Annotated in this window: 23 protein-coding genes and 2 pseudogenes; 13 read left to right on the forward strand and 12 right to left on the reverse strand. The window is 71.0% G+C overall.

From position 1 onward, the window contains the following. Positions 1-195: 195 nt before the first annotated feature. Together ACZ5XS_RS28615 and tal are read left to right on the forward strand one after the other, a co-directional pair. Positions 196-447: pseudogene (locus tag ACZ5XS_RS28615) on the forward strand (transketolase-like TK C-terminal-containing protein); the annotation flags it as partial. Between the two features lie 141 nt (positions 448-588). After that, positions 589-1,722, forward strand: coding sequence for a transaldolase (gene tal / locus ACZ5XS_RS28620; RefSeq protein ID WP_468656280.1), 1,134 nt, complete (start codon positions 589-591; stop codon positions 1,720-1,722). A gap of 7 nt (positions 1,723-1,729) precedes the next feature. Here the strand turns inward: tal and ACZ5XS_RS28625 are convergent, their stop codons facing one another. From ACZ5XS_RS28625 to ACZ5XS_RS28640, 4 genes are all read right to left on the reverse strand, one after another. Beyond that, the gene (locus ACZ5XS_RS28625) at positions 1,730-2,344 is read right to left on the reverse strand and encodes a dihydrofolate reductase family protein (RefSeq protein ID WP_468656043.1); all 615 of its coding nucleotides are present in this window, start codon (positions 2,342-2,344) and stop codon (positions 1,730-1,732) included. A gap of 135 nt (positions 2,345-2,479) precedes the next feature. Next, on the reverse strand, positions 2,480-3,799 hold the full coding sequence (locus ACZ5XS_RS28630; protein WP_468656045.1) for an NAD(P)/FAD-dependent oxidoreductase: 1,320 nt from the start codon (positions 3,797-3,799) through the stop codon (positions 2,480-2,482). Beyond that, entirely contained in the window at positions 3,796-5,247 is a 1,452-nt protein-coding gene (locus ACZ5XS_RS28635) for an amidase (RefSeq protein WP_468656047.1), read from the reverse strand. Before ACZ5XS_RS28635 ends, ACZ5XS_RS28630 begins: the two co-directional genes overlap by 4 nt. A gap of 25 nt (positions 5,248-5,272) precedes the next feature. Beyond that, positions 5,273-6,589: an Nramp family divalent metal transporter gene (locus tag ACZ5XS_RS28640; protein WP_468656049.1), complete on the reverse strand. Its 1,317-nt coding sequence runs from the start codon at positions 6,587-6,589 to the stop codon at positions 5,273-5,275. A gap of 132 nt (positions 6,590-6,721) precedes the next feature. On the opposite strand from ACZ5XS_RS28640, the gene ACZ5XS_RS28645 reads away from it, so the two are divergent. Both ACZ5XS_RS28645 and ACZ5XS_RS28650 read left to right on the forward strand, forming a co-directional pair. Further along, on the forward strand, positions 6,722-7,726 hold the full coding sequence (locus ACZ5XS_RS28645; RefSeq protein ID WP_468656051.1) for an Lrp/AsnC family transcriptional regulator: 1,005 nt from the start codon (positions 6,722-6,724) through the stop codon (positions 7,724-7,726). A 112-nt stretch (positions 7,727-7,838) separates the two neighbouring features. Then, the gene (locus tag ACZ5XS_RS28650; RefSeq protein ID WP_468656053.1) at positions 7,839-8,543 is read left to right on the forward strand and encodes a DNA alkylation repair protein; all 705 of its coding nucleotides are present in this window, start codon (positions 7,839-7,841) and stop codon (positions 8,541-8,543) included. 308 nt (positions 8,544-8,851) lie between these two features. On the opposite strand, the gene ACZ5XS_RS28655 is transcribed toward ACZ5XS_RS28650, so the two are convergent. Beyond that, complete coding sequence (locus ACZ5XS_RS28655; RefSeq protein WP_468656055.1) at positions 8,852-9,691, reverse strand: endonuclease/exonuclease/phosphatase family protein; 840 nt, start codon at positions 9,689-9,691, stop codon at positions 8,852-8,854. A 227-nt stretch (positions 9,692-9,918) separates the two neighbouring features. Between ACZ5XS_RS28655 and ACZ5XS_RS28660 the strand changes: the two genes are divergently transcribed. Further along, positions 9,919-10,332, forward strand: a complete 414-nt coding sequence (locus ACZ5XS_RS28660; RefSeq protein ID WP_468656057.1) for an ATP-binding protein — start codon at positions 9,919-9,921, stop codon at positions 10,330-10,332. Between the two features lies 1 nt (position 10,333). Here the strand turns inward: ACZ5XS_RS28660 and ACZ5XS_RS28665 are convergent, their stop codons facing one another. The 4 genes from ACZ5XS_RS28665 to ACZ5XS_RS28680 form a co-directional block, all read right to left on the reverse strand. Continuing rightward, the gene (locus ACZ5XS_RS28665) at positions 10,334-10,690 is read right to left on the reverse strand and encodes a VOC family protein (RefSeq protein WP_468656059.1); all 357 of its coding nucleotides are present in this window, start codon (positions 10,688-10,690) and stop codon (positions 10,334-10,336) included. Positions 10,691-10,747: 57 nt separating this feature from the next. Beyond that, positions 10,748-10,888: a hypothetical protein gene (locus tag ACZ5XS_RS28670; RefSeq protein WP_468656288.1), complete on the reverse strand. Its 141-nt coding sequence runs from the start codon at positions 10,886-10,888 to the stop codon at positions 10,748-10,750. Next, on the reverse strand, positions 10,860-11,000 hold the full coding sequence (locus ACZ5XS_RS28675; protein WP_468656061.1) for a hypothetical protein: 141 nt from the start codon (positions 10,998-11,000) through the stop codon (positions 10,860-10,862). Before ACZ5XS_RS28675 ends, ACZ5XS_RS28670 begins: the two co-directional genes overlap by 29 nt. A gap of 197 nt (positions 11,001-11,197) precedes the next feature. Continuing rightward, a complete protein-coding gene (locus ACZ5XS_RS28680) occupies positions 11,198-11,917 on the reverse strand; it encodes a hypothetical protein (RefSeq protein ID WP_468656063.1) in 720 nt (239 codons plus the stop codon). 146 nt (positions 11,918-12,063) lie between these two features. Here ACZ5XS_RS28680 and ACZ5XS_RS28685 point away from each other — a divergent pair, with 146 nt between their 5' ends. Both ACZ5XS_RS28685 and ACZ5XS_RS28690 read left to right on the forward strand, forming a co-directional pair. After that, positions 12,064-13,035 carry an ATP-binding cassette domain-containing protein gene (locus ACZ5XS_RS28685; protein WP_468656065.1) on the forward strand — a complete coding sequence of 324 codons (972 nt, stop codon included), beginning with the start codon at positions 12,064-12,066 and terminating at the stop codon, positions 13,033-13,035. Next, positions 13,032-13,847 carry an ABC transporter permease gene (locus tag ACZ5XS_RS28690; protein ID WP_468656067.1) on the forward strand — a complete coding sequence of 272 codons (816 nt, stop codon included), beginning with the start codon at positions 13,032-13,034 and terminating at the stop codon, positions 13,845-13,847. Before ACZ5XS_RS28685 ends, ACZ5XS_RS28690 begins: the two co-directional genes overlap by 4 nt. On the opposite strand, the gene ACZ5XS_RS28695 is transcribed toward ACZ5XS_RS28690, so the two are convergent. After that, positions 13,828-16,962, reverse strand: coding sequence for an ATP-binding protein (locus ACZ5XS_RS28695; protein ID WP_468656069.1), 3,135 nt, complete (start codon positions 16,960-16,962; stop codon positions 13,828-13,830). The two genes, ACZ5XS_RS28690 and ACZ5XS_RS28695, sit on opposite strands and share 20 nt — an antisense overlap. Before the next feature lie 203 nt (positions 16,963-17,165). Between ACZ5XS_RS28695 and ACZ5XS_RS28700 the strand changes: the two genes are divergently transcribed. Next, entirely contained in the window at positions 17,166-17,951 is a 786-nt protein-coding gene (locus ACZ5XS_RS28700) for an SDR family oxidoreductase (protein WP_468656070.1), read from the forward strand. A gap of 37 nt (positions 17,952-17,988) precedes the next feature. Here the strand turns inward: ACZ5XS_RS28700 and ACZ5XS_RS28705 are convergent, their stop codons facing one another. Together ACZ5XS_RS28705 and ACZ5XS_RS28710 are read right to left on the reverse strand one after the other, a co-directional pair. Further along, positions 17,989-19,923: a maleylacetate reductase and hydroxyquinol 1,2-dioxygenase domain-containing protein gene (locus ACZ5XS_RS28705; RefSeq protein ID WP_468656072.1), complete on the reverse strand. Its 1,935-nt coding sequence runs from the start codon at positions 19,921-19,923 to the stop codon at positions 17,989-17,991. 31 nt (positions 19,924-19,954) lie between these two features. Next, positions 19,955-21,727, reverse strand: a complete 1,773-nt coding sequence (locus ACZ5XS_RS28710) for an FAD-dependent oxidoreductase (protein ID WP_468656074.1) — start codon at positions 21,725-21,727, stop codon at positions 19,955-19,957. 205 nt (positions 21,728-21,932) lie between these two features. Here ACZ5XS_RS28710 and ACZ5XS_RS28715 point away from each other — a divergent pair, with 205 nt between their 5' ends. The 5 genes and pseudogenes from ACZ5XS_RS28715 (at position 21,933) to ACZ5XS_RS28735 (ending at position 26,616) form a co-directional block, all read left to right on the forward strand. Further along, the gene (locus tag ACZ5XS_RS28715; protein ID WP_468656076.1) at positions 21,933-22,904 is read left to right on the forward strand and encodes a LysR family transcriptional regulator; all 972 of its coding nucleotides are present in this window, start codon (positions 21,933-21,935) and stop codon (positions 22,902-22,904) included. Positions 22,905-23,079: 175 nt separating this feature from the next. Continuing rightward, the gene (locus ACZ5XS_RS28720; RefSeq protein ID WP_468656078.1) at positions 23,080-23,706 is read left to right on the forward strand and encodes a glyoxalase; all 627 of its coding nucleotides are present in this window, start codon (positions 23,080-23,082) and stop codon (positions 23,704-23,706) included. Between the two features lie 131 nt (positions 23,707-23,837). After that, entirely contained in the window at positions 23,838-24,293 is a 456-nt protein-coding gene (locus ACZ5XS_RS28725; RefSeq protein ID WP_468656080.1) for a pyridoxamine 5'-phosphate oxidase family protein, read from the forward strand. Positions 24,294-24,490: 197 nt separating this feature from the next. After that, positions 24,491-25,060, forward strand: a pseudogene (locus tag ACZ5XS_RS28730) (MFS transporter); the annotation flags it as partial. Between the two features lie 347 nt (positions 25,061-25,407). Beyond that, complete coding sequence (locus ACZ5XS_RS28735; RefSeq protein WP_468656082.1) at positions 25,408-26,616, forward strand: IS110 family RNA-guided transposase; 1,209 nt, start codon at positions 25,408-25,410, stop codon at positions 26,614-26,616. Positions 26,617-26,633 lie beyond the last annotated feature (17 nt).

Genomic DNA, 26,633 nt, shown 5'->3' on the forward strand with positions numbered 1-26,633 from the left:
GGCCTGAACATCGTGCGGCCCGCCGACGCCAACGAGACCGCGACCGCGTGGGCCGAGATCCTCAAGCGGCACGCCACCGACCCCGCCCCGCACGGTCTCGCGCTCACCCGCCAGGGCGTGCCGACGTACGCGCCGAACCCGGATGCGGCTCGCGGCGGTTACGTGCTGTTCGAGGCCTCCACGGGAACACCCGAGGTGATCCTGATCGGCACCGGTTCCGAGGTCCAGCTCGCCGTCGCCGCGCGGGAGCGGCTGGAGGCCGAGGGAGTCGGCACACGGGTCGTCTCGATGCCGTCCGTGGAGTGGTTCGAGGAGCAGCCCGCGGAGTACCGCGAGAGCGTCCTGCCGCCGTCCGTGAAGGCCCGCGTCGCGGTCGAGGCCGGCATCGGTCTCACCTGGCGCAAGTACGTGGGCGACGCCGGTCGCATCGTTTCCCTCGAACACTTCGGTGCTTCGGCCGACGCCAAGGTGCTCTTCCGCGAGTTCGGCTTCACCGCCGAGAACGTGGCCAGCGCGGCTCGTGACGCCCTCGCCGCCCCGGACGGTGACCGTGAAAGCAAGCCGCAGCAGGTAGGAGAAGCAACGCCCATGACCGGTGACCCACTCAAGCGCCTCTCCGATGAAGGCGTCGCGATCTGGCTCGACGACCTCTCTCGCAGGCGGATCACCTCCGGCGACCTCGCCGATCTGATCAAGCGCAAGCACGTCGTCGGTGTGACCACCAACCCCACCATCTTTCAGCAGGCGGTCGGCAGGGGTGACGACTACGCGGACCAGATCCGTGAACTGGCGCTGCGGGGGGTGACGGTCGCCGAGGCGGTCCGCATGATCACGACGGCGGATGTCCGGGAGGCGGCCGACATCCTGCGGCCGGTGTTCGACGCCACCGGCGGCCACGACGGCTGGGTCTCCATCGAGGTCGACCCACGTCTCGCGCACGGTACGGCCGCGACCGTCGCCGAGGCCAAGCAGCTCGCCTGGCTGGTGGACCGCCCCAACACGCTCATCAAGATCCCGGCCACCAAGGCGGGTCTCCCGGCGATCACCGAGGCCGTCAGCCTCGGCATCAGTGTCAATGTCACGCTGATCTTCTCGGTGGAGCGCTACGGCGAGGTCATGGACGCCTACCTGGACGGCCTGGAGAAGGCCGGGGCAGCGGGTCTCGACCTCTCGAAGATCCACTCCGTGGCGTCCTTCTTCGTGTCCCGCGTCGACGCCGAGGTCGACAAGCGCCTCGACGCGATCGGCAGTTCCGAGGCGAGGCGGGCCCGCGGCACAGCCGCCCTGGCCAACGCCCGTCTCGCCTACCGGGCGTACGAGGAGGTGTTCGGCTCCGCCGACGGTTCGAGCCGGCCCTCCGGCCGCTGGGCGACCCTCCACGGGGCCCGGGCGAACAAGCAGCGTCCTCTGTGGGCCTCGACGGGCGTCAAGGACCCGTCTCGTCCCGACACCCTGTACGTCACCGGGCTGGTGGCACCGGGCACGGTCAACACCATGCCGGAGGCCACCCTCGACGCCACCGCCGACCACGGCGAGATCAACGGCAACACCGTCACCGGCACCTACGAGCAGGCCCGCGCCGATCTCGATGTCCTCGCAGGCCTGGGCATTTCCCTCCGCAATGTCGCCCACGTGCTCGAGACCGAAGGGATCCAGAAGTTCCAGGAGTCGTGGGACAGCCTCCTGAATGCCGTACGGCACGCGCGGCCGGCGGCGCGCTAGCGCAGGGTCACTTCACGAAGCGGTACTTCAGGTGAGTGGCGAGGGGCGTGTCGACCACCCTGACCCGCTCGGTCTTGCGCCGCCCGGTGCCCACCCCCTCGAAGAGCCGCAGTCCTTCTCCCAGGAGGGCGGGCACCACGTGCAACTGCAGCTCGTCGATGAGTCCCTCCCTGAGGTACTGCTGCACCGTGCCGGCGCCGCCCGCGATGTCGACGTTCCTGTCTCCGGCGGCGGCCTTTGCCTGATCCAGGGCGCTGTGGATGCCGTCGGTGACGAAGGTGAAGGTGGTGCCGCCCTCCTTGACCAGGGCCGGCCGGGGCCGGTGGGTGAGCACGAAGACCGGCGTCCGGAACGGCGGGTTGTCGCCCCAGAACTTCTCACCCGTGTCGTACATCATCCGGCCCATGACCACGGCTCCGGTGGCGTCGAACCACTCGCGCATCAACTCGGAGTCGCGGTTCTCCTCCCCGCCGGTCATCCCCTGGCGCTGCCGCCAGCTCGCCAGGTTGTGGATCCACTCGAAGAGCGGCTCGGCGCCTTCGCCGCCCGGGTTGTCGACGGAGACGTCGGTGCCGGCGACGTAGCCGTCGAGGGAGATGGCCATATCCGCTGTTACGGTCACGATGGGGTGCTCCTGAAATCCTGGGATGCCCTGCCTTTACTCTCACGTCGATCGGGAACCGGCGCATTCGACAAGGCCGATCCGATCCGGGCTGACGGCTGACGGCCTGGATCGGCTTACGGTGTCTCCGGCGGTTCAGCGCAGCGGATGCAGCGGAGTGAGCTCTGCGGGGCTTCGCCCGGTCACGATCGACTCGGCGAGGAGTCTGCCGCTCAGCGGGCCCAGAGCGATGCCCCACATGCCGTGGCCACCGCAGACGTGGACGCGCGGTGAGCGGGTCGGGCCGACGAGGGGCAGACCGTCGGCGGTGCAGGGGCGTGGGCCCGCCCATTCGTCGCTGCGGCGGCTGAAGTCGGCGCCGGGCAGCATGGGACGGGCCGCGTCGATGACGGCTTGGACCCGGCGGGGGTCCGCGGGCCGGTCGGGGGCGGTGAACTCCATCATCCCGGCGACCCGTACCCTCCCCCACTCTCGACTTCGCTCGAGCGGGGGGACCCCCATGCCGAGCGGTGTGCAGACCACGCGCTGGGCGGCGAAGTACGTGGGCCCCGTGGGCAGTCCCTCGGCGGGCAGGGTGAAGCTGTAGCCACGGCCGGACTGCACGGCGGCGCGTACACCGAAGGGCGCCGCCAGCCGGTTCAGCCAGGCTCCGTTGGCGAGAACAGCGACGTCGGCACGCAGATCCGTACCGTCGGAGCCGGCCACCGCGACTTCGCTCCCGTGATCCTGGATCCGGGTGACCCGCAGACCCTCGACGATCTTGCCGCCTCGCTCGCGCACCTCGTCGGCGAGCGCCGTGACATAGGCTCCTGGGTTCAGGAAACGCTGGCCGTGCAGCCGTACGGCGGCGTCCGTCCGTTCCGACAGCGCCGGCTCCTGGTTGCGGGCCTCGGCGCCGGAGAGCAGGTCGTAGTCGACGCTCTGGCCCGCCGCGCGTACCGCCTCCAGCTCATGGACGAACGGCGCGCGGGCGGCCTCGGTGGTGAAGGCGATGAGGCACGGGTCGCTCGCCCGGGTCGGTTCGGCGACGCCGCCTCGGGCGAGTTCGTCGTACGCGGTCAGCGCCTGCCGGTTCAGCGGGGCGAGGGCGCTCATCGCGACGCGCCAGCGCCGCGGAGTGCAGTTGCGGCTGAACGACAGCAGGAACCGGGCCAGCCGCGGGTCCGCGCGGGGCGGGATGTAGAGGGGCGAGGCCGGCGAGAGCAGGGTGCGCAACCCGAGCCGCAGGGCGCCCGGCTCGGGCAGCGGTACGGCGAGGGCGGGGGAGAGCCAGCCGGCGTTTCCCCACGACGCGCCGGCCGCGACATGCCGACGGTCGACGACGGTGACCTCGACGCCGGCCTCCTGGAGGAACCAGGCGGTCGCCAGTCCGGTCATGCCGGCGCCGATCACGAGGGCGGTGCGCGGGCGCACGGCGGTGGTGCGCGGGGGCACGACGGTGTTGCGCGGGGTCATGCGGCACTCCTGTCCTTCAGGGCGACGGGCGGCCTGCGCTCGCCGGTCCGCAGCGCCTGCTCGATGGCGTACCCGGCCCGCAGCACCGCCCACTCCTGCCGGTGGGGGCCGACCACTTGAAGCCCGACGGGCAGACCCTGTGGGGTGAAACCGGCCGGTACCGACAGCGCGGGACAACCGGTGACGGAGATCAGGTAGGCCGAGCGCATCCAGTCCAAGTAGGTCTCCATCGCCGTGCCGTCCACGGAGGCGGGATAGGGGAGCCGGAGGTCGAACGGGGCGACCTGGCTGACCGGCAGCAGCAGAAGGTCGTACGTCTCGAAGAACTCCCGGACGCGGTGGTAGAGGGCGGCCTGCAGGAGCTGGGCCCGGCCGAGGTCCGGGCCGGTGAGCGCGCGTCCCTCCTCGATGTTCCACACCACGTCCGGGGCCATCCGGTCGCGGTGCTCGTCGAGCAGGGGGCCGTAGGCGAGTTCCATCTGCCAGGCACGCTGGACGAGGAAGACGTCGTCGGCCCCGGACAGATCCGGGCAGGCCTCCTCGATCTCGCAGCCCAGCGAGGCGAACGCCTCGACCGCCGGTTCGAGCGCGGCCCGTACCTCTGCGTCGACGGGCACGGTCCCGCCGAGGTCGCCCGACCAGGCCACGCGAAGGCCGCGCACGTCGCCGTCCAGGGGTCCCGCGAAGGCGGAGCCCGGTGTCTCCAGGGCGAGCGGGCTGCGTGGATCGGGGCCCGCGAGCACGGACAGGACCAGTGCCACGTCCGTCACCGTCCTGGCCATCGGCCCCTTCACCGACAGCTGCCCCCAGGGCGCCTTGTCGGGCCAGGAGGGAACGCGCCCGGGGGACGGGCGCAGCCCCACGACGTTGTTGAAGCAGGCGGGATTGCGCAGCGAGCCGCCGGTGTCACTGCCGTCGGCGATCGGCAGCATCCCGCAGGCGAGCGCGGCCCCCGCGCCGCCGCTGCTGCCGCCCGCGCTGCGGGAGAGGTCGTACGGGTTGCGGGTGGGCCCGAACACCTTGTTGACGGTGTGCGAACCCATGCCGAGTTCGGGGACGTTGGTCTTGCCCAGGGTGATGGCCCCGGCGTTCTTCAGACGCTCGACGACCAGGTGGTCCCGGTCGGGGACCCGGTCGGCGAAGATCGGCGAACCGTACGTGGTCCGGATGCCGGCGGTGTCGTGCAGGTCCTTGTGCGCGACGGGCAGGCCGTGCAGCGGGCCGACCTCTGCGCCCGACAGCAGCCGCGCGTCGGCCTTGGCCGCCTCTTCCAGCGCCTGGTCGGCGACCAGGGTGACGACGGCGTTCACCGCCGGATCGACCCGTTCGATCTGTTCCAGGTGGGCGGTGACGACCTCCCGGGCGGACACCTCACGGCGCCGGATCGCGGCGGCGAGATCGGTGGCGCTCCGGAAGCAGAGTTCATCCGTTCCATTTGTCTCGTTCATGGGCTTCACTACGGCTCCAGACCTCTCAGAACGTTTCCTTGATCTGTACGACGGCCAGCACCCCGAACAGGAGGAAGGCGCCGGACAGCAGCACGTTCGACATGACCCTGTTGCGGTACAGCGGCTCGATGCCCCGCCGGTTGAGCAGCACCAGCAGGGCCCCGGACAGCAGCGGCAGGATCAGGGACCCGAAGGCGGCGTAGGTCAGCACCAGGGCGACCGGCTTCCCCATGAACGTGACGGCGGCCGACGCGGCCGCGCAATAGAGGACGAAGGCGCGGAAGGGCCTGCTGTTCTGCGCCATGTGGGGCGCGGCATCGGCCTCCGGAACGCCGCGCATCGTCCGCAGGGAGTCCGCCAGCAGGTAGCACAGGGCGTTGAAGCCACCGACGAGGGCGCTGAGCGTCACGAAGAAGAAGGTCAGGAGGAACAGGACGCGGGCCGCCGACCCGAGGTCCGCGCCGAGCGGGTCGGCGAGCGCGGCCAGGCCGTCGTTGCCGCTGATGGTGTTGCCGGTGCCGTACAGCAGGCCCGTCCCCACGATGGTCGTGCAGAGCACGAAGAGGAAGGTGATGGCGTAACTGACCGCCGAGTCGGCCCGCATGACGGGCAGCCAGCTGCGATGGTGCCAGCCCTTCTCCCGTACCCAGTAGCTGTACGAGGCGATCCCGGCCGTGCCGCCGACGCCACCGATGAGGGCGAGCACCGTCACCACATCCCCCTCCGGCAGCCTCGGGCGCATCGTGGAGACGAGGCCCGGCAGATCGTCGACGGTGGCGAGCATGGCCACCGCCAGGACGACCATGCCGAGGAACTTGACGAGGATGAAGACGCTCATCACCCGCTCGAAGAGCGCGTACCGGCCGACGTACACGAGCGCGGCGGATGCCAGCGCGATCGCGATGCCCAGCGGCCGCGCGGGGAGCGCGGGGAACAGCGTGGACAGGGCCAGCGAGGCCACCGAGCTCAGGGCGGCCCCGTACAACAGTCCGATCACCAGGACGAAGACGAAGAACGCGGCGGGCAGCCAGCGTCCGACCGACCGCAGGCTGGCGATCACGGTCTGGCCGGTCGCCATGTACAGCCGCCCCACCGCCTCGGTGAGGACGAATTTCAGGACGACGCCGATGAGGATCGCCCACAGCAGCGCCATCCCGTACCCGGAGGCGCCCGCGAGGGACGTCACCATGTCGCCGGCGCCCACGCTCGCGGCCGCCAGGACCAGGCCGGGGCCCAGCAGAGCCAGTCGGCCTCGCCTGGTGGCCGGGGCCTGGGCGGGCTCAGCGGGTGCAACTGCCTGATCCCGGAGCGGGGTTCCTTGCGTCGAGGTCACGTCGATCATCTCCGTACGTTCATTGAGCGGGAGTCATCGGTTCGTGCGGCTCATCGGGTGTCACCCGCAGACTCGGACACGATGACGGAAGGGAACAAGAATCTCGGCCGAGGTGACGGAATCGGCCATATGCTTGGTGCGATGAATGCACAGCAGACCGGTCCCGTGGCGGATTCGCTGGATCGCCGCATCATCAGCGCCCTGCAGATCGACGGCAGGGCCTCGTGGCACCGCATCGCGGCAGCGCTGGGCGAGGCCGAGCGCACCGTCGTCCGCCGGGGAACCCGGCTGCTGGACTCCGGGCTGGTGCGGATCGGCGCCATGGCGCTGCACGGCCGCAGCGCGGTGGTCGGTGTGCGCTGCGCCCCGGGACAGGCGCGGATGGTCGCGAGCGCGCTGGCCCGCCGGTCCGACTGTGTCTTCACCCATGTGCTGACCGGCTCCCCGGACTGTGTCGCGGAGCTGCTCTGTCCCCGGGACCGGCTGGTGAGCCTGGTGATGGACGAACTGCCGGGCCTGCCCGGCATGTTGGAGACGTTCACGCTGCCGGTGCTGCGCCACATCCGTACGATCCGCGAGTGGCACTCCGGTCTGCTCACCGACGACGAGATCGCCACGCTCGAGAACCCCTCCGAGGTGCCCGCACCGTCCTCGGCCGACGCAGACGTGATGCCGCCCGCCGACGCGACACACGAACTCTCCCGGTCGGACCGGCTGCTCCTGAACGCGCTCGCCGAGGACGGGCGGTGCACCTATGAGGAACTCGGCCGCGTCACGGGGGTGTCGGAAGCCACCGCACGGCGGCGCCTGGGCGCGCTGCGGCGGGAGGGCAGGGTACGCATCCGCGCGGTGATCGAGCCGGCACTGCTCGGCCTGCCGGTGGAGGCGATGCTGCGGGTACGCGTCGCTCCGGCCCGGGCCGAGGCGGTGGCCGCGGCGCTGGCGGACAACGTCCACGTCCGGTACGCCAGTTTCGTCACCGGGGAGCACCAGATCCTGGTGCTGGCGGCGCTGCCCAGCGAGTCGGCGCTGTACGACTTCGTCACCCGGGCGCCCTGGCTGCGGGACGTGGCGTCCGTGGAGACCTCGCTCGTCCTCAGCTCGCTGAAACGCGGCGGCATGCTCGCGCGCCGGTCGGGGGACTGAGCGGCGTCGGATTGCGACATCCGAGGGGAACCGACTCGACCGCACAGGACTTGATTGTCAGCCCGCCGAACTCGGTACAGATCGCACGCTTCGGGCGCTAGCGTTCGTCAGCATGACGACTGGTGCCCTGACCATCCTGCGGTCCGAGCTGAGGGATCATGCGGAGCCCCGTGTCCGGGCGCAGTTGGTGCGGGTGCTCAGCCCTGCGGACGACGACGAGCTGATCGGCGTACGCGTTCCGGTGATGCGCGGACTGGCCCGGCGGTACCGGGAGTTGTCCCTGGGGGACGTGGACGTTCTGCTGCACAGCCGGGTGCATGAGGAGCGGTTCACCGGTCTGCTGGTCCTGGCCGAGCAGGTACGCGGTGCGCGGGGCGCCGACCGGAAGGCACTGGCCGATTTCTATCTGGCGCGCACCGACTGCGTGGACAACTGGGATCTGGTGGATGGTTCCGCGCATGTCGTGCTGGGGCCGTGGCTGCTGGACGGACCGCTCGACGTGTCGGACGTGCTCGATGAGCTGGCCGGGTCGGCGAGGTTGTGGGACCGCAGGATCGCCGTGCTGGCCACGTTGGCACTGATCCGTGCCGGTCGCTTCGAGCCGACACTCCGGCTCGTGCTCAGGCTGCGCCGCGATCCGGAGCCGCTGATCCACAAGGCGTTGGGGTGGATGCTCAGGGAGATCGGCCGCCGGGACGAGCAGATGTTGGTGGATTTCCTCGACCGGCATCTCGCCGAGCTGCCGCGGATCACTGTGCGGTACGCGACCGAGCGCCTGGCGCCGGGCCGGCGGGCCCGGTTCGTGAGGACGCGTTAGGGCAGGCCCGGCGGGTCAGGCTGGCAGCCGGGTCCTGCGTCGCGTTCCGGCCCCAACAGAGGCCGCGAACACTCGCGATCAACGGACCGTCCGGCCAGGATGCCCACTTAAGGGGTCCTTTCACTATGCCCGTCCGGGTCGCGTGGTCTGGCACCGCACCTCGCCGCGTTGCCGAAACGCCCACGTGGCTCCTCCCCCACGCTCGAACAACCTCGCGCGGGGGGACCCCCATCGCGGCCGCTCCGGCGCCTTGCGATGCACGGCACCAGACCACGCGACCTGATCGGACGCTCATAGTGAAAGGACCCCTAAGTCATGTCCACGTCGGTGTGCAGCAGGTGGTGGTCCGAGGCGGCGGACGGATGCACACGGTGCTCGACGGGGACGATGCCTCGCAGGAAGACGTAGTCGAACTTGCTCTGCCAGTCGGTGGTCGTCTCGCAGTCGCCGATGGCCGAGGGGCGGCACTGGGGATCCGTATCCGTGGCCAATGCCCACATCTTGGTGAGTTCGGGGGCGTTCGGCACGGCGTTGAAGTCGCCGAGAACGATCGCGCGGTCGTGCCGGGCGACGGCTGCGGCGAGTACGCCGGCCTGGTCTGCCCGGACTGCCTCTTGACGTCGTTCGGCGAAATGTGTGTTGAAGACCCGGACGGCCCGGCCGTCCACCGTGGTGGTGACCGCCATGTAGCCGCGGTCCTCGGATCCACCGTCGGGGTACTCGACGGTGACGTGGTCCGTCATCGGTGCCGCCGAGAGAACCGCCTGGCCGTAGCCCCCCGGACTCCACAGCGCGCCCCCGCAGCGGCCCCAGTTCCGAAGAACCGACCCGTACTTGACGTGGTAGACCAGCCCGTGACGGCTCTTCAGATAGTCCCGGATGCTTTCGACGTCACGCACGCACGCTTCTTGCAGGCCGATGACCTGCGGCGCGTACGTGGCGATCTCCGCCGCCCGGTCGACGTTGCTCACCTCGCAGGGATTGCAGATGTTCCACGTCATGACCCGGTTCGGTACGGCATCCTTGACGGCTTCGGCGGGCAGCGACCCGGCGAAGAGGGCACCGCGTGGTGCATTGGGGCCGATGGCCACCATGCAGGCCGCGATCACGGCGCCCGCGAGCAAATACGTGCCCCTACCGAGCACCATCGCCTCCCCAGAGTGCATACATACCCACGGCATCGGACGTTTCCCTGCACGAGGTTATGGGACGGGGCCGTCGGCAACACACGCGGTGTGCCCGGAAAGGCCCTCTCCCAGACGGACTGGTAGTCCGTTTCTCTGCGAAGAATGTCAGCCAGTGGCTGATTTTGTGCGTGATGTGTCCCATCGGGGGCAGGCGGAGGGGTCTGGGTACCGAAACTCCGGAGACCGCGATGGTGTATGCGTCCGGGCATGAGCAGGATCCCGCCGACGACGGCAGCGTGCGCACGGCTGAGCAGGCCAGGAACGTGGCCCGGGGCTTCTTGTCGGTGGCCGCGCCGGACGGCGGAAGCGGGGTGGAGGCGGTGCTGCTGGTGGTGTCGGAGCTGATCGCCAACGCGGTGCAGCATGCCGGCGGGGTGACCGGATTCCGGTTGGACGCGGGCCCGGGGAGGGTGACGGTGTCGGTGGCGGACGCCAGCCGGCTGCCACTGCGGCCGATGCCATGGGATGCCGGGAAGCCGGGCGGGTTCGGCTGGCACGTGGTGCAGGAACTGTCGACGGAGGTGCGGGTCCGGGTCCATGCGGCGGGAAAGACGGTGACGGCCGTCGTGCCGTGCCCCACCGCCTACATGCCGCGGGGCTGACTCAGCCGGATGCGGTGCGGAGCGGAGCGCCGCCGAAGCCGATCTCGTTTCCCTCGAGATCGTGGTACGTGACCTTGCGTACGCCGTTGGTGTAGGTCTCCCGCTTCGTGGGCTCCAGTCCCCGGCCGGTGATCCCGGCGACGAGGGTGTCGAGGTCCCCGACGAAGATGGTGTGCAGAGCGTGGCCGGCATGCTCGGGCCGTTGTTCGATGACCACTGACCGGTGCTCCGCGAGTTCCCATACGGCCTCCGTGTCGCTCGCGACGAACGTCGGCGGGGAGCCGAACAGCAGTTCATACCAGGTCAGTGCCGCTGCGTAGTCGTTGACGGGAATCCCGGCGAAGAGGTCGACGGTCATGCCTCGATGGTAGGTCCGGCGCCTTCGCGGATCTCGCCAAAGCTCACACATGGATGGTCAGCCCGTCTGCAGGGGACCGTGGGCGGACGCGACGGACAGGTCGGACTCGATGCGGGCGGCGCAGGCGCGCAGGGCGGGGAGCAGGGTGTCCCGGGTGTGCTCGGGAGGCTCAGGACCGGCGTGCAGGGCGACGTCCACGGCCCTCGACGGCCCGCCCGCTCCGGTCCCGGACCGGTACGGCCGGCGACCGCAGTCCCGCCTCCAACTCCTGGCCGACCAGGGCGAAGCCTTCGTCGGCGGCCCGCTCCACGGCGGCGGTGAGCGCCTCGGGCGAGGTGAGGGTGTGCGGGGTCAGCGCCTGGGGGGCAGGACCCCCAGCGAAACCGAATCCTTCACCTGGCCGGCGAATTCGGCGATATCGGGTCGGGCGATGTCGGCGAGCGTGAGGGTGGACAGCCGTGCCTATCCGAGTGGTCCGACCGGCTGCGCCACACGGCGAACGTCTCCTCAGTAATCTCGCCGTTCAGCGGTCTTTCGCGGATCGTCCGCCAGTATGGAGGCCGCGAGCCTGCGTACCTGCTCCTCCACGGACTGGTCGCGGGTGACGAACAACTCGTACTCGTAATGATCCGTACGGCCGCCTGACCCCTGGGCGTCCTGGAATTCGATATCGACGCCCTCCGGGCTGGTGAGCTCCGCCGGGAAGTCGGGTTCCTCGCGTCGGGGCGAGACACTCGTGAGGACACAGCCCCACCGCTCGAACCAGCCGCTTTCCGTGAGGGTCTGTTCGAGGAGCCGGGCGATGGTGTCCAGCGGCTCCTCCCAACTGCGGTCCGCCGCGGCCCGGGCGAGTTCGGCCTCGTACTGGACGGCATCGAAGCGGATCGCCGCCGGCAGAGCAGTGATGTCGCTGGTGTTCTCCCAGGAGTCCCAGATCACCCGATCGCCCTCGCGGCGCATGGTGACGTACAGGGCGCCGCAGCAGCCGGCGGTGCAGGTCGGCTCGGTGATCATGATCCTGCGAGGCTCCTCCGTGACCGCCAGCGGCCAGCCCGCGGCGGGGCCTCTCCAGTACCGGCAACTCAGCGCCACGCCTTCCGGATGGACCTCCTTCAGGACATCCACGCCGTCGATCAGAGGCCGCACCTCGGCCCAGGGGTCCGCCGCCCAGTCGTTCAGGATTCTGTGCTGCAAGGTCAAGGTACTGATCGTCAGCTGCTCGGTCATCCCCCCATGATCGAGTGATGTCGCCCAGCCGCAAAACCGATTTTCCGTGGGACCGGCGCGCCACAGCCGCCCTGGCGCCCCCGGTTCCAGGGCGCTGAAACCGTCGTGAAACCGCGGTGAATGCGCCCTGCCGCACTCTCTGCGGCATGACGACAACGACATCGCACTCACTCGCCATCGTGGCCAAGGGGCTGCGCAAGGCCTACGGGGACAAGACGGTCCTCGACGGCATCGACCTCGCGGTGCCGACCGGTACCGTCTTCTCCCTGCTCGGCCCGAACGGCGCCGGCAAGACCACCGCCGTCAAAATCCTCTCGACCCTCATCACCGCCGACGCCGGCGACCTGCACGTCGGCGGCCACGACCTGGCCACCGACCCGCATGCCGTACGGGCCGCGATCGGCGTCACCGGGCAGTTCTCCGCCGTCGACGGCCTGATCACCGGCGAGGAGAACATGCTCCTCATGGCGGACCTGCACCACCTCTCCCGCGGCGATGGCCGCCGTACCGCCGCCGAACTCCTCGAGCGCTTCGACCTGGTGGAAGCCGCGAAGAAGCCCGTCTCCACCTACTCCGGCGGCATGAAGCGCCGCCTCGACATCGCCATGACGCTGGTCGGCAACCCGCGGATCATCTTCCTCGACGAGCCGACCACCGGCCTCGACCCGCGGAGCCGCCACAACATGTGGCAGATCATCCGTGAACTCGTCTCCGACGGCGTCACCGTCTTCCTCACCACCCAGTACCTGGAGGAGGCCGACGAACTCGCCGACCGCATCGCGGTGCTGACCGACGGCAAGATCGCCGCCGAGGGCAGCGCCGACGAGCTGAAGCGGCTCATCCCGGGCGGGCACGTGCGGCTGCGGTTCACCGACCCGGCCGCGTACCAGTCCGCCGCCGTCGCCCTGCGCGAGGCCACCCGGCACGACGAGGCGCTGTCGCTGCAGATCCCCAGCGACGGCAGCCAGCGTGAGCTGCGCGCCGTCCTCGACTGGCTGGACTCGGCCGGCGTCGAGGCGGACGAACTGACCGTGCACACCCCCGATCTCGACGACGTGTTCTTCGCCCTGACCGGCGGCACCAACGTCACCAACCAGCCCAAGGAGACCGTCCGATGAGCACCCTGGCCCCCGCCCGCCCGACCCGGTTCTCCCTCGCCGTACGCGACTCGAACACGATGCTGCGCCGCAACCTGCTGCACGCACGGCGCTACCCGTCCATGACCCTGAACCTGCTGCTCACGCCGATCATGCTGCTGCTGCTCTTCGTCTACGTCTTCGGAGGGGTGATGAGCGCGGGCATCGGTGGCGGCGGCGCCGACCGCTCCGACTACATCGCCTATCTCGTCCCGGGCCTCCTGATCATGACCATCGGCTCCACCGTGATCGGGGCCGCGGTCTCTGTCTCCATGGACATGACCGAGGGCCTCATCGCCCGCTTCCGCACCATGGCCGTCTACCGCGGCTCCGTCCTCGTCGGACACGTCGTCGGCAGCGTGCTTCAGGTGCTGGCCAGCCTGGTTCTCGTCGGTGCCATCGCCGTGGCCATCGGCTTCCGGTCCACGGACGCCTCGGCCCTGGAGTGGCTGGCGGCGTTCGGGCTGATCGCGCTGTTCACCCTGGCGCTCACCTGGATCGCGGTCGGGATGGGCATGGCCAGCCCGAACCCCGAGGCGGCCAGCAACATGGCAACGCCGCTGATCCTCCTCCCGCTCATCTCGAGCGCCTTCGTCCCCATCGACGCGATCCCGGGCTGGTTCCAGCCGATCGCCGAGTACCAGCCCTTCACGCCCGCCATCGAGACCCTGCGCGGCCTGCTGCTCGGCACCGAGATCGGCAACAACGGGTGGATCGCGATCGCCTGGTGCGTCGGCCTGACAGCGCTCGGCTACCGCTGGTCCACGTCGCTGTTCAACCGCGACCCGAAGTAACCGCCATGACAGCGCGGGCCGCCTCCCGCAGCTCGTCCCGCCCCAGGGCGGCGTACTCCGACACGGCGTCGGCGTACGCCGCCCTGTCGGCGTCCTCGGCCGCCTTCCGCGCACGGTCCGCCGACATCGTCGGCTGGAACGAGCGCAGCGCCCGCAGCCGTTCGGCCAGCGCGATCATCCGTACGGCAGTGGCGTCGCCGGACGCGAGACCCGCCATGCCGAGGGCGTGCAGCACCGTCCCGAGCACCGGGAGCTCCATGGGCGAGCCGGACGGACCGGAGAGCAGGCTCCGCAGCCCTTGCCCCAACCGGTCGAGCGGCTCCGCGACGAGCTCGAGACGGCCGGCGTGCGCGTGCGCGGTCACCGCCACCGCCAGGATCTCCAGCACCCACCGGTCGAAGAAGGGGTCGCCGCCGTCTATCGACCCGACTGCGGGCAGCGGCTGCACGGCGCTGCGCCACAGGCCCAGCCCGACCTCCGTCAGTCCGCGGGCGAGCGCGATCTCGGCGCGCCCGAGGAGGTCCATGCTGTAGTCGTCCTGCTGCGTGGTGTTGGCGCCCTCCGCCTGCCGCAGCCAGTACTCGGCCTCGTCGGGGTCACCGCGCTGGAGGCAGGCGAGAACGAGGCCCCAGCGGATGCCGATGAGGTCGTGCTCGTCGCCGAGCCGCAGCAGCGCCTGGAGCGCTGCCTTGAGGTGTCCGTACGCTTCCTCGCCCCGCTCCGTCTGCAGGCACAACTCGCTCAGCCGGGAGTGACCCATGACCTGCAGGAACGGGCTGTCGGCGGGCCCCAGTGCGACGATGATCCGCCGAGCCGAGGCGAGGGCGCGGTCGATGTCGTGCTCCGACTCCCAGACGTAGGTGGCGACGCACTCGGCGGTGCCGGCGAGCAGTGGCTGCTCGCTGTCGCAGAGCTTCTGCAGCACGTCGTAGTGGGGCGGCAGCATCTCGGGGACCGCGTTCAGCACCAGCGCGATGGCGCGCAGCAGCGTGTCCGGCGGGGCCGGGGGCAGCCGCCGGAGGGTGACGAGCTGGCGTATGGCGACCGGGCCGTAGCCCATGAACAGGCTCGTCGTGCACAACACCGCGGCGGCGCGGGCGACTTCGACGTATTCGGGCTCGGGGTGGTAGTGGGACAGCGGCGGGCCGGTGTCCGCGGCGAGGGCGGCGAGGCGGGGGTAGCTGGAACCGATGGACCACAGGGCGGAGAGGACGGCGGTGAGGGCGGCGGTGGTGGGGCCGTCCGAACGGGCCAGGGCGTGCCGCAGGGCCAGCACGAGGTTGTCCTGCTCGGCCCTGATCCGCTCCAGGTCGGTCAGCGGTTCCGAGCGGAAGAGCCAGTCGTGGTGCGCGACCCCGAAGTCCCGCGCCCAGCCGAGGAACCGGCCGACGGCCTCGTCTTCCTCACCCGCCTCCGCGCTCCGGGCAGCACTGAACTCCCGTACGGTCTCCAGCATCCGGAACCGCACGCCGGCCGGGGTGTCGGCGACGGTGAGCAGCGACTGATCGGTCAACTGCTCCAGCAGGAACAGCGCGTCCCCGCCCAGCACTTGCTCCGCCGCCTCACCGGAGAAACCGCCGGGGAAGACGGACAGCATGCGCATCGCCGCCCTGGCGTCCTGCCCCAGCAGGTTCCAGCTCCACTCCACGACCGCGTGCAGCGTGCGATGGCGCTCCGGCACGTCCCGCGCCCCGCCGCGCAGCAGCGCGAACCGGTCGCCGAGGCGGCGGGCGATGTCCGGTACCGACAGCACCCGCACCCGCGCCGCGGCCAGCTCCACGGCGAGCGGCAGCCCGTCGAGGTGACGGCAGAGTTCGGCCATCGCGTCCGGTGGCAGCTCCACGCCGGGCCGGGCGGCCCGGGCCCGCTGGGTGAACAGCTCCACCGAGGTGCCGAGACCGAGCTCCGGCAGCGCGTACACCGCCTCCGAGGTGAGGCCGAGCGGGGCCCGGCTGGTGGCGAGCACCCGCAGGTCCTTCGAGGACGAGACCAGGGCCCGTACGAGGTCGGCGGCGCCCCGGACGACCTGCTCGCAGTTGTCCAGCACCAGCAGCGCGGGCCCGGAGCCGAGCGCGCCGATGATGCCGGGGACCGGATCGGCCGCCGCGTGGCCGCTCACGGCGCCCGGCCGCACCTCGCCCGCCCCGAGCGCGGAGGCCACCTCCGCGGCCACGTCCGCGTCCGAGGTGACGCCGGCGAGCGGCACGAAATGCACCAGGCGCTGCTCGGCCCGGCGGCTGACGGCGTACGCGAGCCGGGTCTTGCCGAGGCCGCCGGGGCCGACGACGGTGACGGCGCGGGAGGCGCGCAGCAGCCGCTGCACCGCCGCGACGTCCTCGTCCCGGCCGAGGAGCGGGTTCGGCTCATGCGGCACGCCGTGCCTGACCACCGGCGCCTCGCCGCGCAGCAGCTCCTGCTGTACGGCCTTGAGCCCGGCGCCCGGATTCGTCCCGAGCTGATCGCGCAGCTGACGGCGGTAGGCCTCGTACCGCGTCAGCGCGGCGGACGGGCCCGCCGTCGCCGCCTCGCAGCGCAGCAACTCGGCGAGCACCTCCTCGTCGCGTGGATGCTCCGCGGCGGCCGCGGCCAGCGGCCCGGCCGCTTCCGCGTGCCGCCCCAGCCGGGCGAGCGCGAGGGCCCGCCCGCGGACGATCGCGTCGCGGACGGGGGCGCGCTCGGTGCGCAGCGCGACCACGGGGTCGTCGCTGTCGCCGGCCTCGTCAGGGGTGCCCTCCCACAGCGCGAGCCCGGCCTCGGCCGCGGCCAGCGAGCCCGCGTGGTCCCCGGCCCTGGCCCGGTCCGCGCTCGCGGCGGCGTGCACCAACAGGGCGGAGCTGTCGACCTGCTGCTCGGTGAGGGTGAGCCGGTATCCGGTCGGCGTACTGGCGATGACGTCGGCGCCCAGCTGCGCCCGCGCCCGGGACACGAGGACCTGCAGCGCCTTTCCGGGCCGCTCCGGCAACGCGTCCGGCCACAGCCCGGCCACCAGCCGCTCGGTGCTGCAGCCCGTGCGCAAGTCACCCGCCAGCAGCGCGAGGAGGCCGCGGAGCCGGGGCGCGGTGACTTCCTGTCCGCGACAGGCGACACGCGGCAGCAAGGTCAGGTCGGTGGTCACCCGTGCAGATTAGCCAAGGCCGCCCGCCACCCGAACTCCCGCCGTGGTCAATGCCCTTGGCATGTACGGCTTCTGGCTGACATCGGCTGGTCACAGGCTTTCGAAGTCAGGCCGGGCTCGCGAGCCCGGGATGTCCGGGGAACGGGAAGCGCGCGGACAAAAGCGCTTGCCCCACCGGCGCCGGTCGCGAACGATCTGATGCTGTGACAAACACCGGAGAGGACCACGGCTTTGACGGACCCCGGCCACTGGCGCTGGTGACCGGCGTCGGCCGCACGGTCGGCATCGGCGCCGGTACAGCCCGCCAACTCGCCGCGTCCGGCTGGAACATCGCCTTCACGTACTGGACGCCCTATGACCAGCGCATGCCCTGGGGCGTCGAGAAGGGAGCGACTGACGACATCACCCGAGAGCTCACGGCGCGCGGCGCGGACACGGTGGCCGTCGAGGCCGACCTCACGGATCCGGACGCACCCGCCCGCATCTTCGACGAGGCCGAGCGTCACCTCGGCGGCGTCACCGCCCTGGTGATGTGTCATTGCGAGTCGGTCGACTCCGGCCTGCTCGACACCACGGTCGAGAGCTTCGACCGCCACTTCGCGGTCAACGCCCGCGCCACCTGGCTACTGATCCGCGAGTACGGCCGACGGTTCACCGGCGTTCCCGGAACCGGACGTGTCATCAGCCTCACCAGCGACCACACCGTGGGCAATCTTCCCTACGGAGCGAGTAAGGGAGCCCTGGACCGCATCACCATGGCCGCCGCTCACGAGCTCGCTCACCTCGGCGTCACCGCCAACGTCATCAATCCAGGGCCGGTGGACACCGGCTGGATGTCCGACGAGATGCGCGAGCACCTGCTTCGCCAGACACCGCTGGGCCGCCTCGGCGCCCCGCAGGACACCGCCCACCTCGTGGACTTCCTCTGCTCACCGAAGGGCCAGTGGGTCAACGGACAGCTGCTGATGAGCAACGGCGGTTTCGCCTAGCGCTCCTGCTGACCTCCGCCGTGCCATCGTGCCCCTCTCACGACGCGCGGGGTGCGATCCGGAAGGTGAAGCCGAGTTCACGCCACTCGCCGGTCACCTGCCGGCCGTCGGGTGTGGGGCCGCTGCGCGCTTCGAAGCCGACGATGAGCGACTCCTTGACCCCGAACACGGCATCCGAGTCGAGGTACTTGCCGCCCGCGACGAAGAGCTGGGTGATCAGTTGCTGATGGCCCTCGGCTTCGATCATGAAGTGCAGGTGCGGGGCCCGGTAGGGGTGGCGCCCGGTCGCGCGGAGCATCGCGCCGACCGGACCGTCGGCCGGAATCGGGTACTCCGAGGGGAGGATCGACCAGAATCGCAGGCGGCCGTCGCCGTCGGTCCGTAGCCGCCCGCGCAGGACCGGCCCTTCGAGCTCGGGCAGCTGGACGTCGTAGAACCCGTCGTCATTGGACTGCCAGACGTCGACGATCGCGTCCGGCACGGGTGCGTCGTGGGTGTCGGTGAGCAGGACGTCCACCCAGAGCGGCGTGCCGGGCAGGCCCTGCGCGATGTCCGCCCCCTGCGGCAGCTCGGGCGGACCGTCCACGTAGAAGGGGCCGAGTACCGCGGACGGGGTGGTGTCCGGGGTCCGGGAGTTGGTGAGCAGGTCCACCACGCTGGACAGGCCGAGGGTGTCGGACAGCAGCACGAACTCCTGCCGGGTGTCGTCGCAGAGTTGCCCGGTGCGGGTGAGGAAGTCGATGCCGCGCTGCCACTCCCTCTGGGTGAGGTCGTTGTCGACGGCGAACGCGTGCAGCCGGGTGACGAGGTCCGACAGCAGCCGGCGCAGCCGCGGATCCGGCGTACCGGCGAACGTCGACACGACCTGCGCGGTGAGCCGGTCGAGCCCCGGCGGGCCGGTGGCGGCCGTGGTCGCGGGACGGTTGCCCTCCCAGGCGTCGCGCAGCAGCCGCGCAACGCCGTCGCGGGTCGGCTCGACGGGGTTGGGGTACGGCTCGGCGGTCGCGAGTGCGGCGGCGCGGTCGAGGTCGGCCTCGGCCAGGCCGATATCGCGCAGGGACGTCGGACCGCCGACCGCGACGATCAGGTCGTACACCGCCGTCGGCGCGTCGGCGGCACCGAGCGCCTCGGCGATCCGGCGCATGGCTTCGGGTGCCGCGGACGCGTTGTAGGCCATGGCGTGCGGGAGTACGACGGCGTGGACCGGGGCGTGCGGTAGACCGAAGCTGCCGCCGAGGGTGTGACAGAGCTTGTGGTGCAGGCCCATTCCCACGGCACCCAGGCAGGTTCCGGCCAGCCAGGCGCCCCGCAACAGGTCGGATCGCGCGTCGAGGTCGTCCGGGTCGGCCACGAGTCCGCGCAGGCCGCGGGCGAGCCGGCCGACCGCGTCCAGGGCCATGCCGTCGACGACCGGGTTGGCGCCGGGGGAGTAGAGCGCCTCCACGGCGTGGGCGAGCGCGTTCACGGCACTGGTCACGGCGACCGGTACGGGGAGGCCGCGGGAGAGCTCTACGTCGTAGATCACCGTTTCGGGGAGGATGTCCGGCGAGGAGCGGGTGGTCTTGAGCCCGTCCTCGGTCTCGCCGAGAACGGGGGTGGCCTCCGAGCCGGCGTAGGTGGTCGGCAGGATCACCTGGTCGACCTGGGTGCGGACGGCGAGCGCCTTCGCCAGCCCCGTCGTCGAGCCGCCGCCCACCGCGACCACGCAGTCCGCCCCGGCCTCCCGCAGGAGTTCGAGTGCCCGCGCGGTGACCGCGACCGGCGTGTGCATGGTGGCGCTGTCGAAGCGGCCCACCGCGAGCGGGCCGAGCGCCTTCTCGATCCGGTCGCCCGCCGCGGCGAGAGCCGGGCTCGCCAGGACGAGGACCCTGGACCGGCCGAGCCGCTCGACCTCCTCACGAACCTGATCGAGGGTGCCGGGCCCGAAGACGATCCGGGAGGGGAGCGCTGTGTGGGAGAAGTGGTGTGTCATCGGGACGTGCCTCTTTCGGTCTCGGCCGGCGTCAGTCCCGGGCGAGCAGTCGGGCGAGGGCCGCGGTGAGGGCCTTTTCCGGGTCGGCGGGCAGTTCGTGGGCGCGCCAGCCGACATGGGCGTCCGGCCGTACGAGCACGCAGCCGGACTCGCCGACCTCGCGCAGCCGCGACCAGTCGTCGTAGGCGTCGGTGTACTCGCGACCGGGCCCGATGACGTGCGCGTCGATCTCGATGCCCAGCGAGCGGGCCGCGCCGGCCGCGGCCTTCGCCCAGGCCTGCCCGGAGATACCGGTCAGCACCGCGAACCGCCCCTTGCCGGTGATGTCATGGGTGCTGACACGGTGCCCTTCGCGGCCGAGCCAGCAGTGCGGCAGCCGCGCCCCCGGCCAGGTGGTCGGGTGGTAGTACAACTCGGGGTCGCGAGTGAACTCCGGCTCCGGCGTACCGTCGCCGATCACGGCCGGCGAGAGGTAGCGCTGGCCGAGTTCCACGCCGTGCGTGTTGAACTCGTAGTCCTTCAGTTCCAGTGCCGCCCGCAGCGCGGCGCGCTGCTCGGCGGCCCGCGGTGTGTCCTCCGCGCGCGCCCGCATGTTCGCGATCTGCTCGGCCGGGTCGTCGGTATCCGTGAACCCGAGGGCGTCGAACATCGCGCCGGTCTCCGCGATCGACTTGTTCGCGCGGAGCACTATCTGCTTGCCGACCGGTGCCCGCTCCGCGTCGTAGCTGTCGAGGAGCCCTTCGCCCGCCTTGCCGGACAGGACCGCGGCGAGCTTCCAGGCGAGGTTGTAGGAGTCCTGGATGGAAGTGTTGGAGCCCAGGCCGTTCGACGGCGGGTGCCGGTGCACGGCGTCGCCGGAGCAGAACACCCGGCCCGCCCGGTAGCGCGTGGCGTACATCCTGTTGTTGCCCCAGAGCGAGGTGGAGCGGATGGTGACCGGGATCGTGTCGTCGCCGATCAGGTCGTGCACGATCTTCGTCGCCATGACGTCGTCGACCTGTGGGGGTGGCCGGCTGATGTCGTAACCCCATACGACCAGCCACTCGTCCCACGGCCGCACCATGCGCACCAGGCCCATCCCGATGCCGCCGATGTTCGATCCAGGCTGCAGTACCCAGTACAGGACGCTCGGCCGGTGTTCGACGTAGGCCGTCAGGTCGGCGTGGAAGACGATGTTCATGCTCCCGGCGAGGTCCATCTCGCCCTCGAAGGGCAGCCCGACGTCGCTCGCCACCTGGCTGCGGCCGCCGTCGGCACCGATGACGTACTTCGCGCGAATCCGGTAGACGTGCCCGTTGAGTCGGTCGCGCACGGTGACGGTGACGCCGTGGTCGTCCTGTTCGAGCGACAGGTACTCCGTGTCGAACCGGATCCGGCTGCCGCGCTCGGCGGCGTGCCCGATCAGGATCGGTTCGAGCAGGGTCTGCGGGAGGTCGCAGTGCTCCGAGGGGCTGGCGAGGGTGTAGTCGGCCTTGCGTGCCGGGTGCGTGCCCCAGGTACGGACCCGGCCGATCTCGTCACCGCCCAGGCTGGTGCAGAAGACCGTGTCGCCCATGAGCGAGACGGGCGTGCCCTGCGCCTTGATGTCCTCCTCGATCCCCAGGTCTCGAAGGATCTCGACGGTGCGCTGGTTCGTGATGTGCGCCCGCGGGGTGTTGGCCGTCCAGCGGTACTTGGTGACCACGATGTGGTCCACGCCGTAGGTGGCAAGGAACAGGGCGGCCGACGTTCCGGCCGGCCCGCTGCCGATCACCAGCACGTCCGTCGTCAGGACCTCGTCGGACAGCTTCCCGATCTCGCTCACGCAGCCTCGTCTCTGGATGTCGGGCGCGATGCCGAGCCGCGCCCGGAACCTGTCGCCACCTGCCGGGCAACGAGGAGCCCTCCGAGCCTCCGTGCACGGGAAGCGGACCGTCGGGCTGCTCTGCCTCGACTTACACGCATGAGTATGGGAAGCACCCAGCTATACGTCCAATACGAAGTCGCGGTAGCCGATATACGCTCAGGATATGGATCTGCGGGCGCTCGAGTGCTTTCTGGCCGTTGCCGACGAAGGCTCCGTGAGCCGCGCCGCGGCGTCGCTGCACATGACGCAACCCCCGCTGACGGTACGGCTGCAGGCTCTGGAACGGGAACTCGGAGTCGCCCTGGTGGTCAGGCACGGCCGGGGGGTCGACCTGACGGCGGCGGGCCGGGTGCTGGCCGAACGCGCGCGACGGCTGTTCGCGGAGCTGAACACCACCACCGACATGGTGCGCACCGTCGGCCTCGGGACCCGCGGCCGGCTGGGCCTCGCGGTCGGCCGCACCGTGCCGCCGCGCCTGCTGTCCCACCTCCTCAGCGGTGCCACGCTCGGCCCCGACGTGGATTTCGTCCTCGCGGAGGTGTCCGACTCCGACGTGGTCGAGCGGGTCCACCGACGCGACGCACACGCGGGCCTCCTCCACCTCGAGCCCCTCGAACCCGGATCGGCCGGCCGGACGGGGTCCGTGCAGGGACGCGCTCGGGGTCTGGAGATCGCTGTGGTGGCGCGCGAGCCGCTGGTCGCGGTGCTCCCAGCGTCGCATCGGGCCGCGGCGACGGAGCGCATCGACCTGGCGGAAGTCCGCGACGACCGGGTGGTCATCGCGCAGGGGGCGGGGGAGGGGTTCACCGCTCACGCGCGAGCCGCCTGGGCGGATGCCGGGGCGTCGTCCGGGGTCCGGCACGAGGCCGGGTCGGTGCTGCACGCTCTCGCCCTCGTCGAGGCGGGTGCCGGTGTGACGCTGCTGCCGGCGCAGTACACCACGATGATGTGGGAAGGCCTCGTCGCCCGCCCGCTGCGCCGGCACACCGCCGTACTGGAGACCGCGGTCTGCTGGCGGTCCGACGAGGACTCCCCGGTTCTGCGCCGGTTCCTCCGGACGGCTCTCTCCACGCCGGAACCCGACATGCTGGGACCGGACCACGCGAGGGACGGGCGGACCACAGCCCACCGGTGAGCAGCGAAGGCGAGCCGCTGTGTCGGCCCGCCGACATGAGAGGGCGAAACCGCCGCCCGTCGCGACCGGGGCCGGCCGTACGCGTCCGGTGCCGGCGGCCTTGAGCGCAGCCGGTGGCCGGATCGGTCAGGAATGAAGAAGCGCCGGTCGGCGAACCGCACCTAGCGTGACGGCCATGGCATCCATCGAATCCGTCACCCTCGACGTGGCCGACCCCACGGCCGCCAACCGCTTCTACACCGCCGCCTTCGGGCTGGACACGCAGCTACGCCTGCGGGCCTCCGAGGCTCCGACGACCGGCTTCCGCGGGTTCACCCTGTCGCTCACCGTGTCCCGGCCGGCGACTGTCGACAGCCTCATCGGCACCGCCCTCGACGCCGGCGCCACGCCGCTGAAGCCTGCCGCGAAGTCGCTCTGGGGCTACGGCGGTGTCGTACAAGCCCCGGACGGGACGATCTGGAAGGTCGCGACCTCGGCGAAGAAGGACACCGGCCCTGACACCCGCCAGATCGACGAGATCGTGCTCCTGCTGGGAGTCGCGGACGTGGCCGCCAGCAAGCGGTTCTACGTCGGCCGGGGCCTTGCTGTCGCGAAGAGCTTCGGCCGCATGTACGTCGAGTTCGCCGCCGGACCGAGTCCCGTCAAGCTGGCGCTGTACCGACGTCGTGCCCTTGCCAAGGACGCCGGCGTCTCTCCCGACGGCAGCGGATCGCACCGGCTCACGATCGGCGGCGCGGCCGGGCCTTTCACCGACCCGGACGGCTTCGCATGGGAGGCCGCGTCGCTGACGCCCACGCCCTGATGTGGCACTGTTGTCCGCCCTGCCCGGCAGCCGATCATGAGACGGCCGCCGAGTGAACCGACCGTCGGCGACGGAGACTTTCAGGAGACTTCCCGGAGGAAGGGACTCCTGACGAGGTGACTGGAGGAAGCATGACGGGCACGCCGCCGCGTGGGCTTGAGGAGCGACTGCGGGACACTCGCGCACGGCTGGAGGGCGACGTCGATCTCTGGATCGCGACGTCGGGCTCCCCGGGCGGCGTCCACCTCATCCCGCTCTCGTACCTCTGGGACGGAACCGCGTTCCTCGTCTCGACTCCGCGTGCCTCGATCACCGGCCGCAACCTGCTGGCGGACAGCCGGGTGCGCCTCAGCCTCGGGCCGACGCGCGACGTCGTCATTGTCGAGGGCACCGCCGAGCCGGTGGACATCGCAGGGCTCGACCCACAGACAGGCGACGCGTTCGCGACCAGGACCGGTTTCGATCCGCGCGAACTCGACGAGCCCTACCAGTACTTCCGGATCCGGCCGCGGCGCATCCAGGCCTGGCGGGAGGCGAACGAGCTGCAGGGACGCGACCTCATGCGCGACGGCCGCTGGCTCGGCTGACCGCCGCCCGGCCCCCGGCGTCGTCGCAGGGGTGCTAAGGGGTCCTTTCACTATGAGCGTCCGATCAGGTCGCGTGGTCTGGTGCCGTGCATCGCAAGGCGCCGGAGCGGCCGCGATGGGGGTCCCCCCGCGCGAGGTTGTTCGAGCGTGGGGGAGGAGCCACGTGGGCGTTTCGGCAACGCGGCGAGGTGCGGTGGTCCCGCAGCCGCCCCTTCCGGATGCTGGCCGCGGCCCTGACCCTCTCCGCGTTCGCCGTCTCCGCCGTCGTCGTCGCGCTCGTGCCCCTTCTCCTCGAACGCGGCTACTCCACCACCGAAGCCGCCTGGGCGCTCGGCCTCGGCGGCGCCGGCCAGACCCTGGGCCGCACCCTGTACGCGACCACCGCCCGCCGCACCGGGACAGCGACCCGCACGACCGCACTGATCGCGCTCGGCGCCCTGACCACAACGGCCCTCGCGCTCGTCCCCGGCCCGTACGCCCTGCTGGTCACCCTGTCCGTCGTGGCCGGCATGGTCTGCGGCAACCTCACCCTCCTTCAGGGCACCGCCGTCACCGACCGCTGGGGCACCACCTACTACGGCCGTCTGTCCGGACTGCTCGCCGCGCCCACCACGGCAGCCTCCGCACTGGCCCCCTTCGCCGGCGCCGCCTTGGTCGCGCCACTAGGCGGCTACCCCCGGGTGTTCGGACTTCTGGCACTCATCGCCGGACTCGCCGCCCTCGTCACCTTCGGGACGAGACCGAGCCGGCCGGCGCTGAAGCGGTGACGGTGCCCGGTCGGATGACCAGGCACGAGTGGTGCTGTGGGCTTGGCTTGGCTTTGCACGGCGGCGGCGGTTCGGCACCCGCCCCGTTATGTTCTTCGCGGTTCCGCAATGGGACCGCTGGCCTCCGGGCCCGGCATGACTGTTCCCCCCTGTCGCAGGGATGACCTGGGGGGTGGTGTCACCGGGTCCGCGGGGTGCCGTTGGAGACGCTGATGAGAGGTCCGACTACCGCCCGGCCTGGCGCAATGCCCGGCTGCTCGCGGGCGGCAGGTCTGCATAACGTGGATGCGCGCATACGACACCGAAGCCCTGGCCAGCACCGCACGAACCCCGCTTGGGAGGATGGGTTGGACGACATCGACGACGTGGGCGTCTTCCTCGGCCTGGACGTCGGCAAGACCGCTCACCACGGGCACGGGCTGACCCCGGCCGGCAAGAAGGTCTTCGACAAACAGCTGCCCAACAGCGAGCCCAAGTTGCGGGCCGTGTTCGACAAGCTGGCCGCGAAGTTCGGCACCGTCCTGGTCATCGTGGACCAGCCCGCCTCGATCGGCGCCCTGCCCCTGACAGTCGCCCGGGACGCCGGCTGCAAGGTCGCCTACCTGCCCGGCCTGTCGATGCGGCGGATCGCCGATCTCTACCCGGGCGAGGCGAAGACCGACGCGAAGGACGCCACGGTGATCGCGGACGCCGCCCGCACCATGCCCCACACCCTGCGCTCGCTGGAACTGACCGATGAGATCACCGCCGAACTCACGGTCCTGGTGGGCTTCGACCAGGACCTGGCGGCCGAGGCCACCCGCACCTCCAACCGAATACGCGGCCTGCTCACCCAGTTCCACCCCAGCTTGGAACGCGTACTCGGGCCCCGCCTGGACCACAGCGCCGTGACCTGGCTGCTGGAACGCTACGGATCCCCGGCCGCACTGCGAAAGGCCGGTCGCCGCAAGCTCGTTGAGGTGATCCGGCCCAAGGCCCCGCGCATGGCCCAACGCCTGATCGACGAGGTCTTCGACGCACTCGACGAACAGACCGTCGTCGTCCCCGGCACCGGCACCCTCGACACCGTGATCCCGTCCTTGGCCCGCTCCCTCGCCGCCGTCCACGAACAACGCCGGGCCCTGGAAGCACAGATCAAAACCCTCCTGGAGGATCACCCTCTTTCGAAGGTCCTGACCTCGATGCCGGGGGTCGCGGTCAGGACCGCTGCCGTGCTGCTGGTCACCGTCGGCGACGGCACCAGCTTCCCCACCGCCGCCCACCTCGCCTCCTACGCCGGCCTGGCACCGGCCACCAGATCCTCCGGGACCTCGATCCACGGCGAACATGCACCCAGAGGCGGAAACCGGCAGCTCAAGCGGGCCATGTTCCTCTCCGCCTTCGCCGCCCTGCACGATCCCGCCTCCCGCACCTACTACGACAAATGCCGGGCCCGCGGAAAGACCCATACGCAGGCCCTTCTCCGCCTGGCCCGTCACCGCATCAGCGTGCTGTTCGCCATGCTCCGCGACGGCACCTTCTACGAGCCCCGCACCCCCGAAACCGCCCCCGCATGACCCACTCAGCCTTGACG

The organism is Streptomyces sp. NPDC033131, assembly GCF_055578365.1.

What these genes read in the sequence shown, in the direction of transcription:
- ACZ5XS_RS28660 (WP_468656057.1), top strand. Translation starts at nt 9,919, where the DNA reads ATGGTGTATGCGTCCGGGCATGAGCAGGATCCCGCCGACGACGGCAGC.
- ACZ5XS_RS28640 (WP_468656049.1), bottom strand. Translation starts at nt 6,589, where the DNA reads ATGATCGACGTGACCTCGACGCAAGGAACCCCGCTCCGGGATCAGGCA.
- ACZ5XS_RS28635 (WP_468656047.1), bottom strand. Translation starts at nt 5,247, where the DNA reads ATGAACGAGACAAATGGAACGGATGAACTCTGCTTCCGGAGCGCCACC.
- ACZ5XS_RS28725 (WP_468656080.1), top strand. Translation starts at nt 23,838, where the DNA reads ATGACGGGCACGCCGCCGCGTGGGCTTGAGGAGCGACTGCGGGACACT.
- ACZ5XS_RS28690 (WP_468656067.1), top strand. Translation starts at nt 13,032, where the DNA reads ATGAGCACCCTGGCCCCCGCCCGCCCGACCCGGTTCTCCCTCGCCGTA.
- ACZ5XS_RS28685 (WP_468656065.1), top strand. Translation starts at nt 12,064, where the DNA reads ATGACGACAACGACATCGCACTCACTCGCCATCGTGGCCAAGGGGCTG.
- tal (WP_468656280.1), top strand. Translation starts at nt 589, where the DNA reads ATGACCGGTGACCCACTCAAGCGCCTCTCCGATGAAGGCGTCGCGATC.
- ACZ5XS_RS28705 (WP_468656072.1), bottom strand. Translation starts at nt 19,923, where the DNA reads ATGACACACCACTTCTCCCACACAGCGCTCCCCTCCCGGATCGTCTTC.
- ACZ5XS_RS28720 (WP_468656078.1), top strand. Translation starts at nt 23,080, where the DNA reads ATGGCATCCATCGAATCCGTCACCCTCGACGTGGCCGACCCCACGGCC.
- ACZ5XS_RS28645 (WP_468656051.1), top strand. Translation starts at nt 6,722, where the DNA reads ATGAATGCACAGCAGACCGGTCCCGTGGCGGATTCGCTGGATCGCCGC.
- ACZ5XS_RS28650 (WP_468656053.1), top strand. Translation starts at nt 7,839, where the DNA reads ATGACGACTGGTGCCCTGACCATCCTGCGGTCCGAGCTGAGGGATCAT.
- ACZ5XS_RS28715 (WP_468656076.1), top strand. Translation starts at nt 21,933, where the DNA reads ATGGATCTGCGGGCGCTCGAGTGCTTTCTGGCCGTTGCCGACGAAGGC.
- ACZ5XS_RS28630 (WP_468656045.1), bottom strand. Translation starts at nt 3,799, where the DNA reads ATGACCCCGCGCAACACCGTCGTGCCCCCGCGCACCACCGCCGTGCGC.
- ACZ5XS_RS28655 (WP_468656055.1), bottom strand. Translation starts at nt 9,691, where the DNA reads ATGGTGCTCGGTAGGGGCACGTATTTGCTCGCGGGCGCCGTGATCGCG.
- ACZ5XS_RS28680 (WP_468656063.1), bottom strand. Translation starts at nt 11,917, where the DNA reads ATGACCGAGCAGCTGACGATCAGTACCTTGACCTTGCAGCACAGAATC.
- ACZ5XS_RS28665 (WP_468656059.1), bottom strand. Translation starts at nt 10,690, where the DNA reads ATGACCGTCGACCTCTTCGCCGGGATTCCCGTCAACGACTACGCAGCG.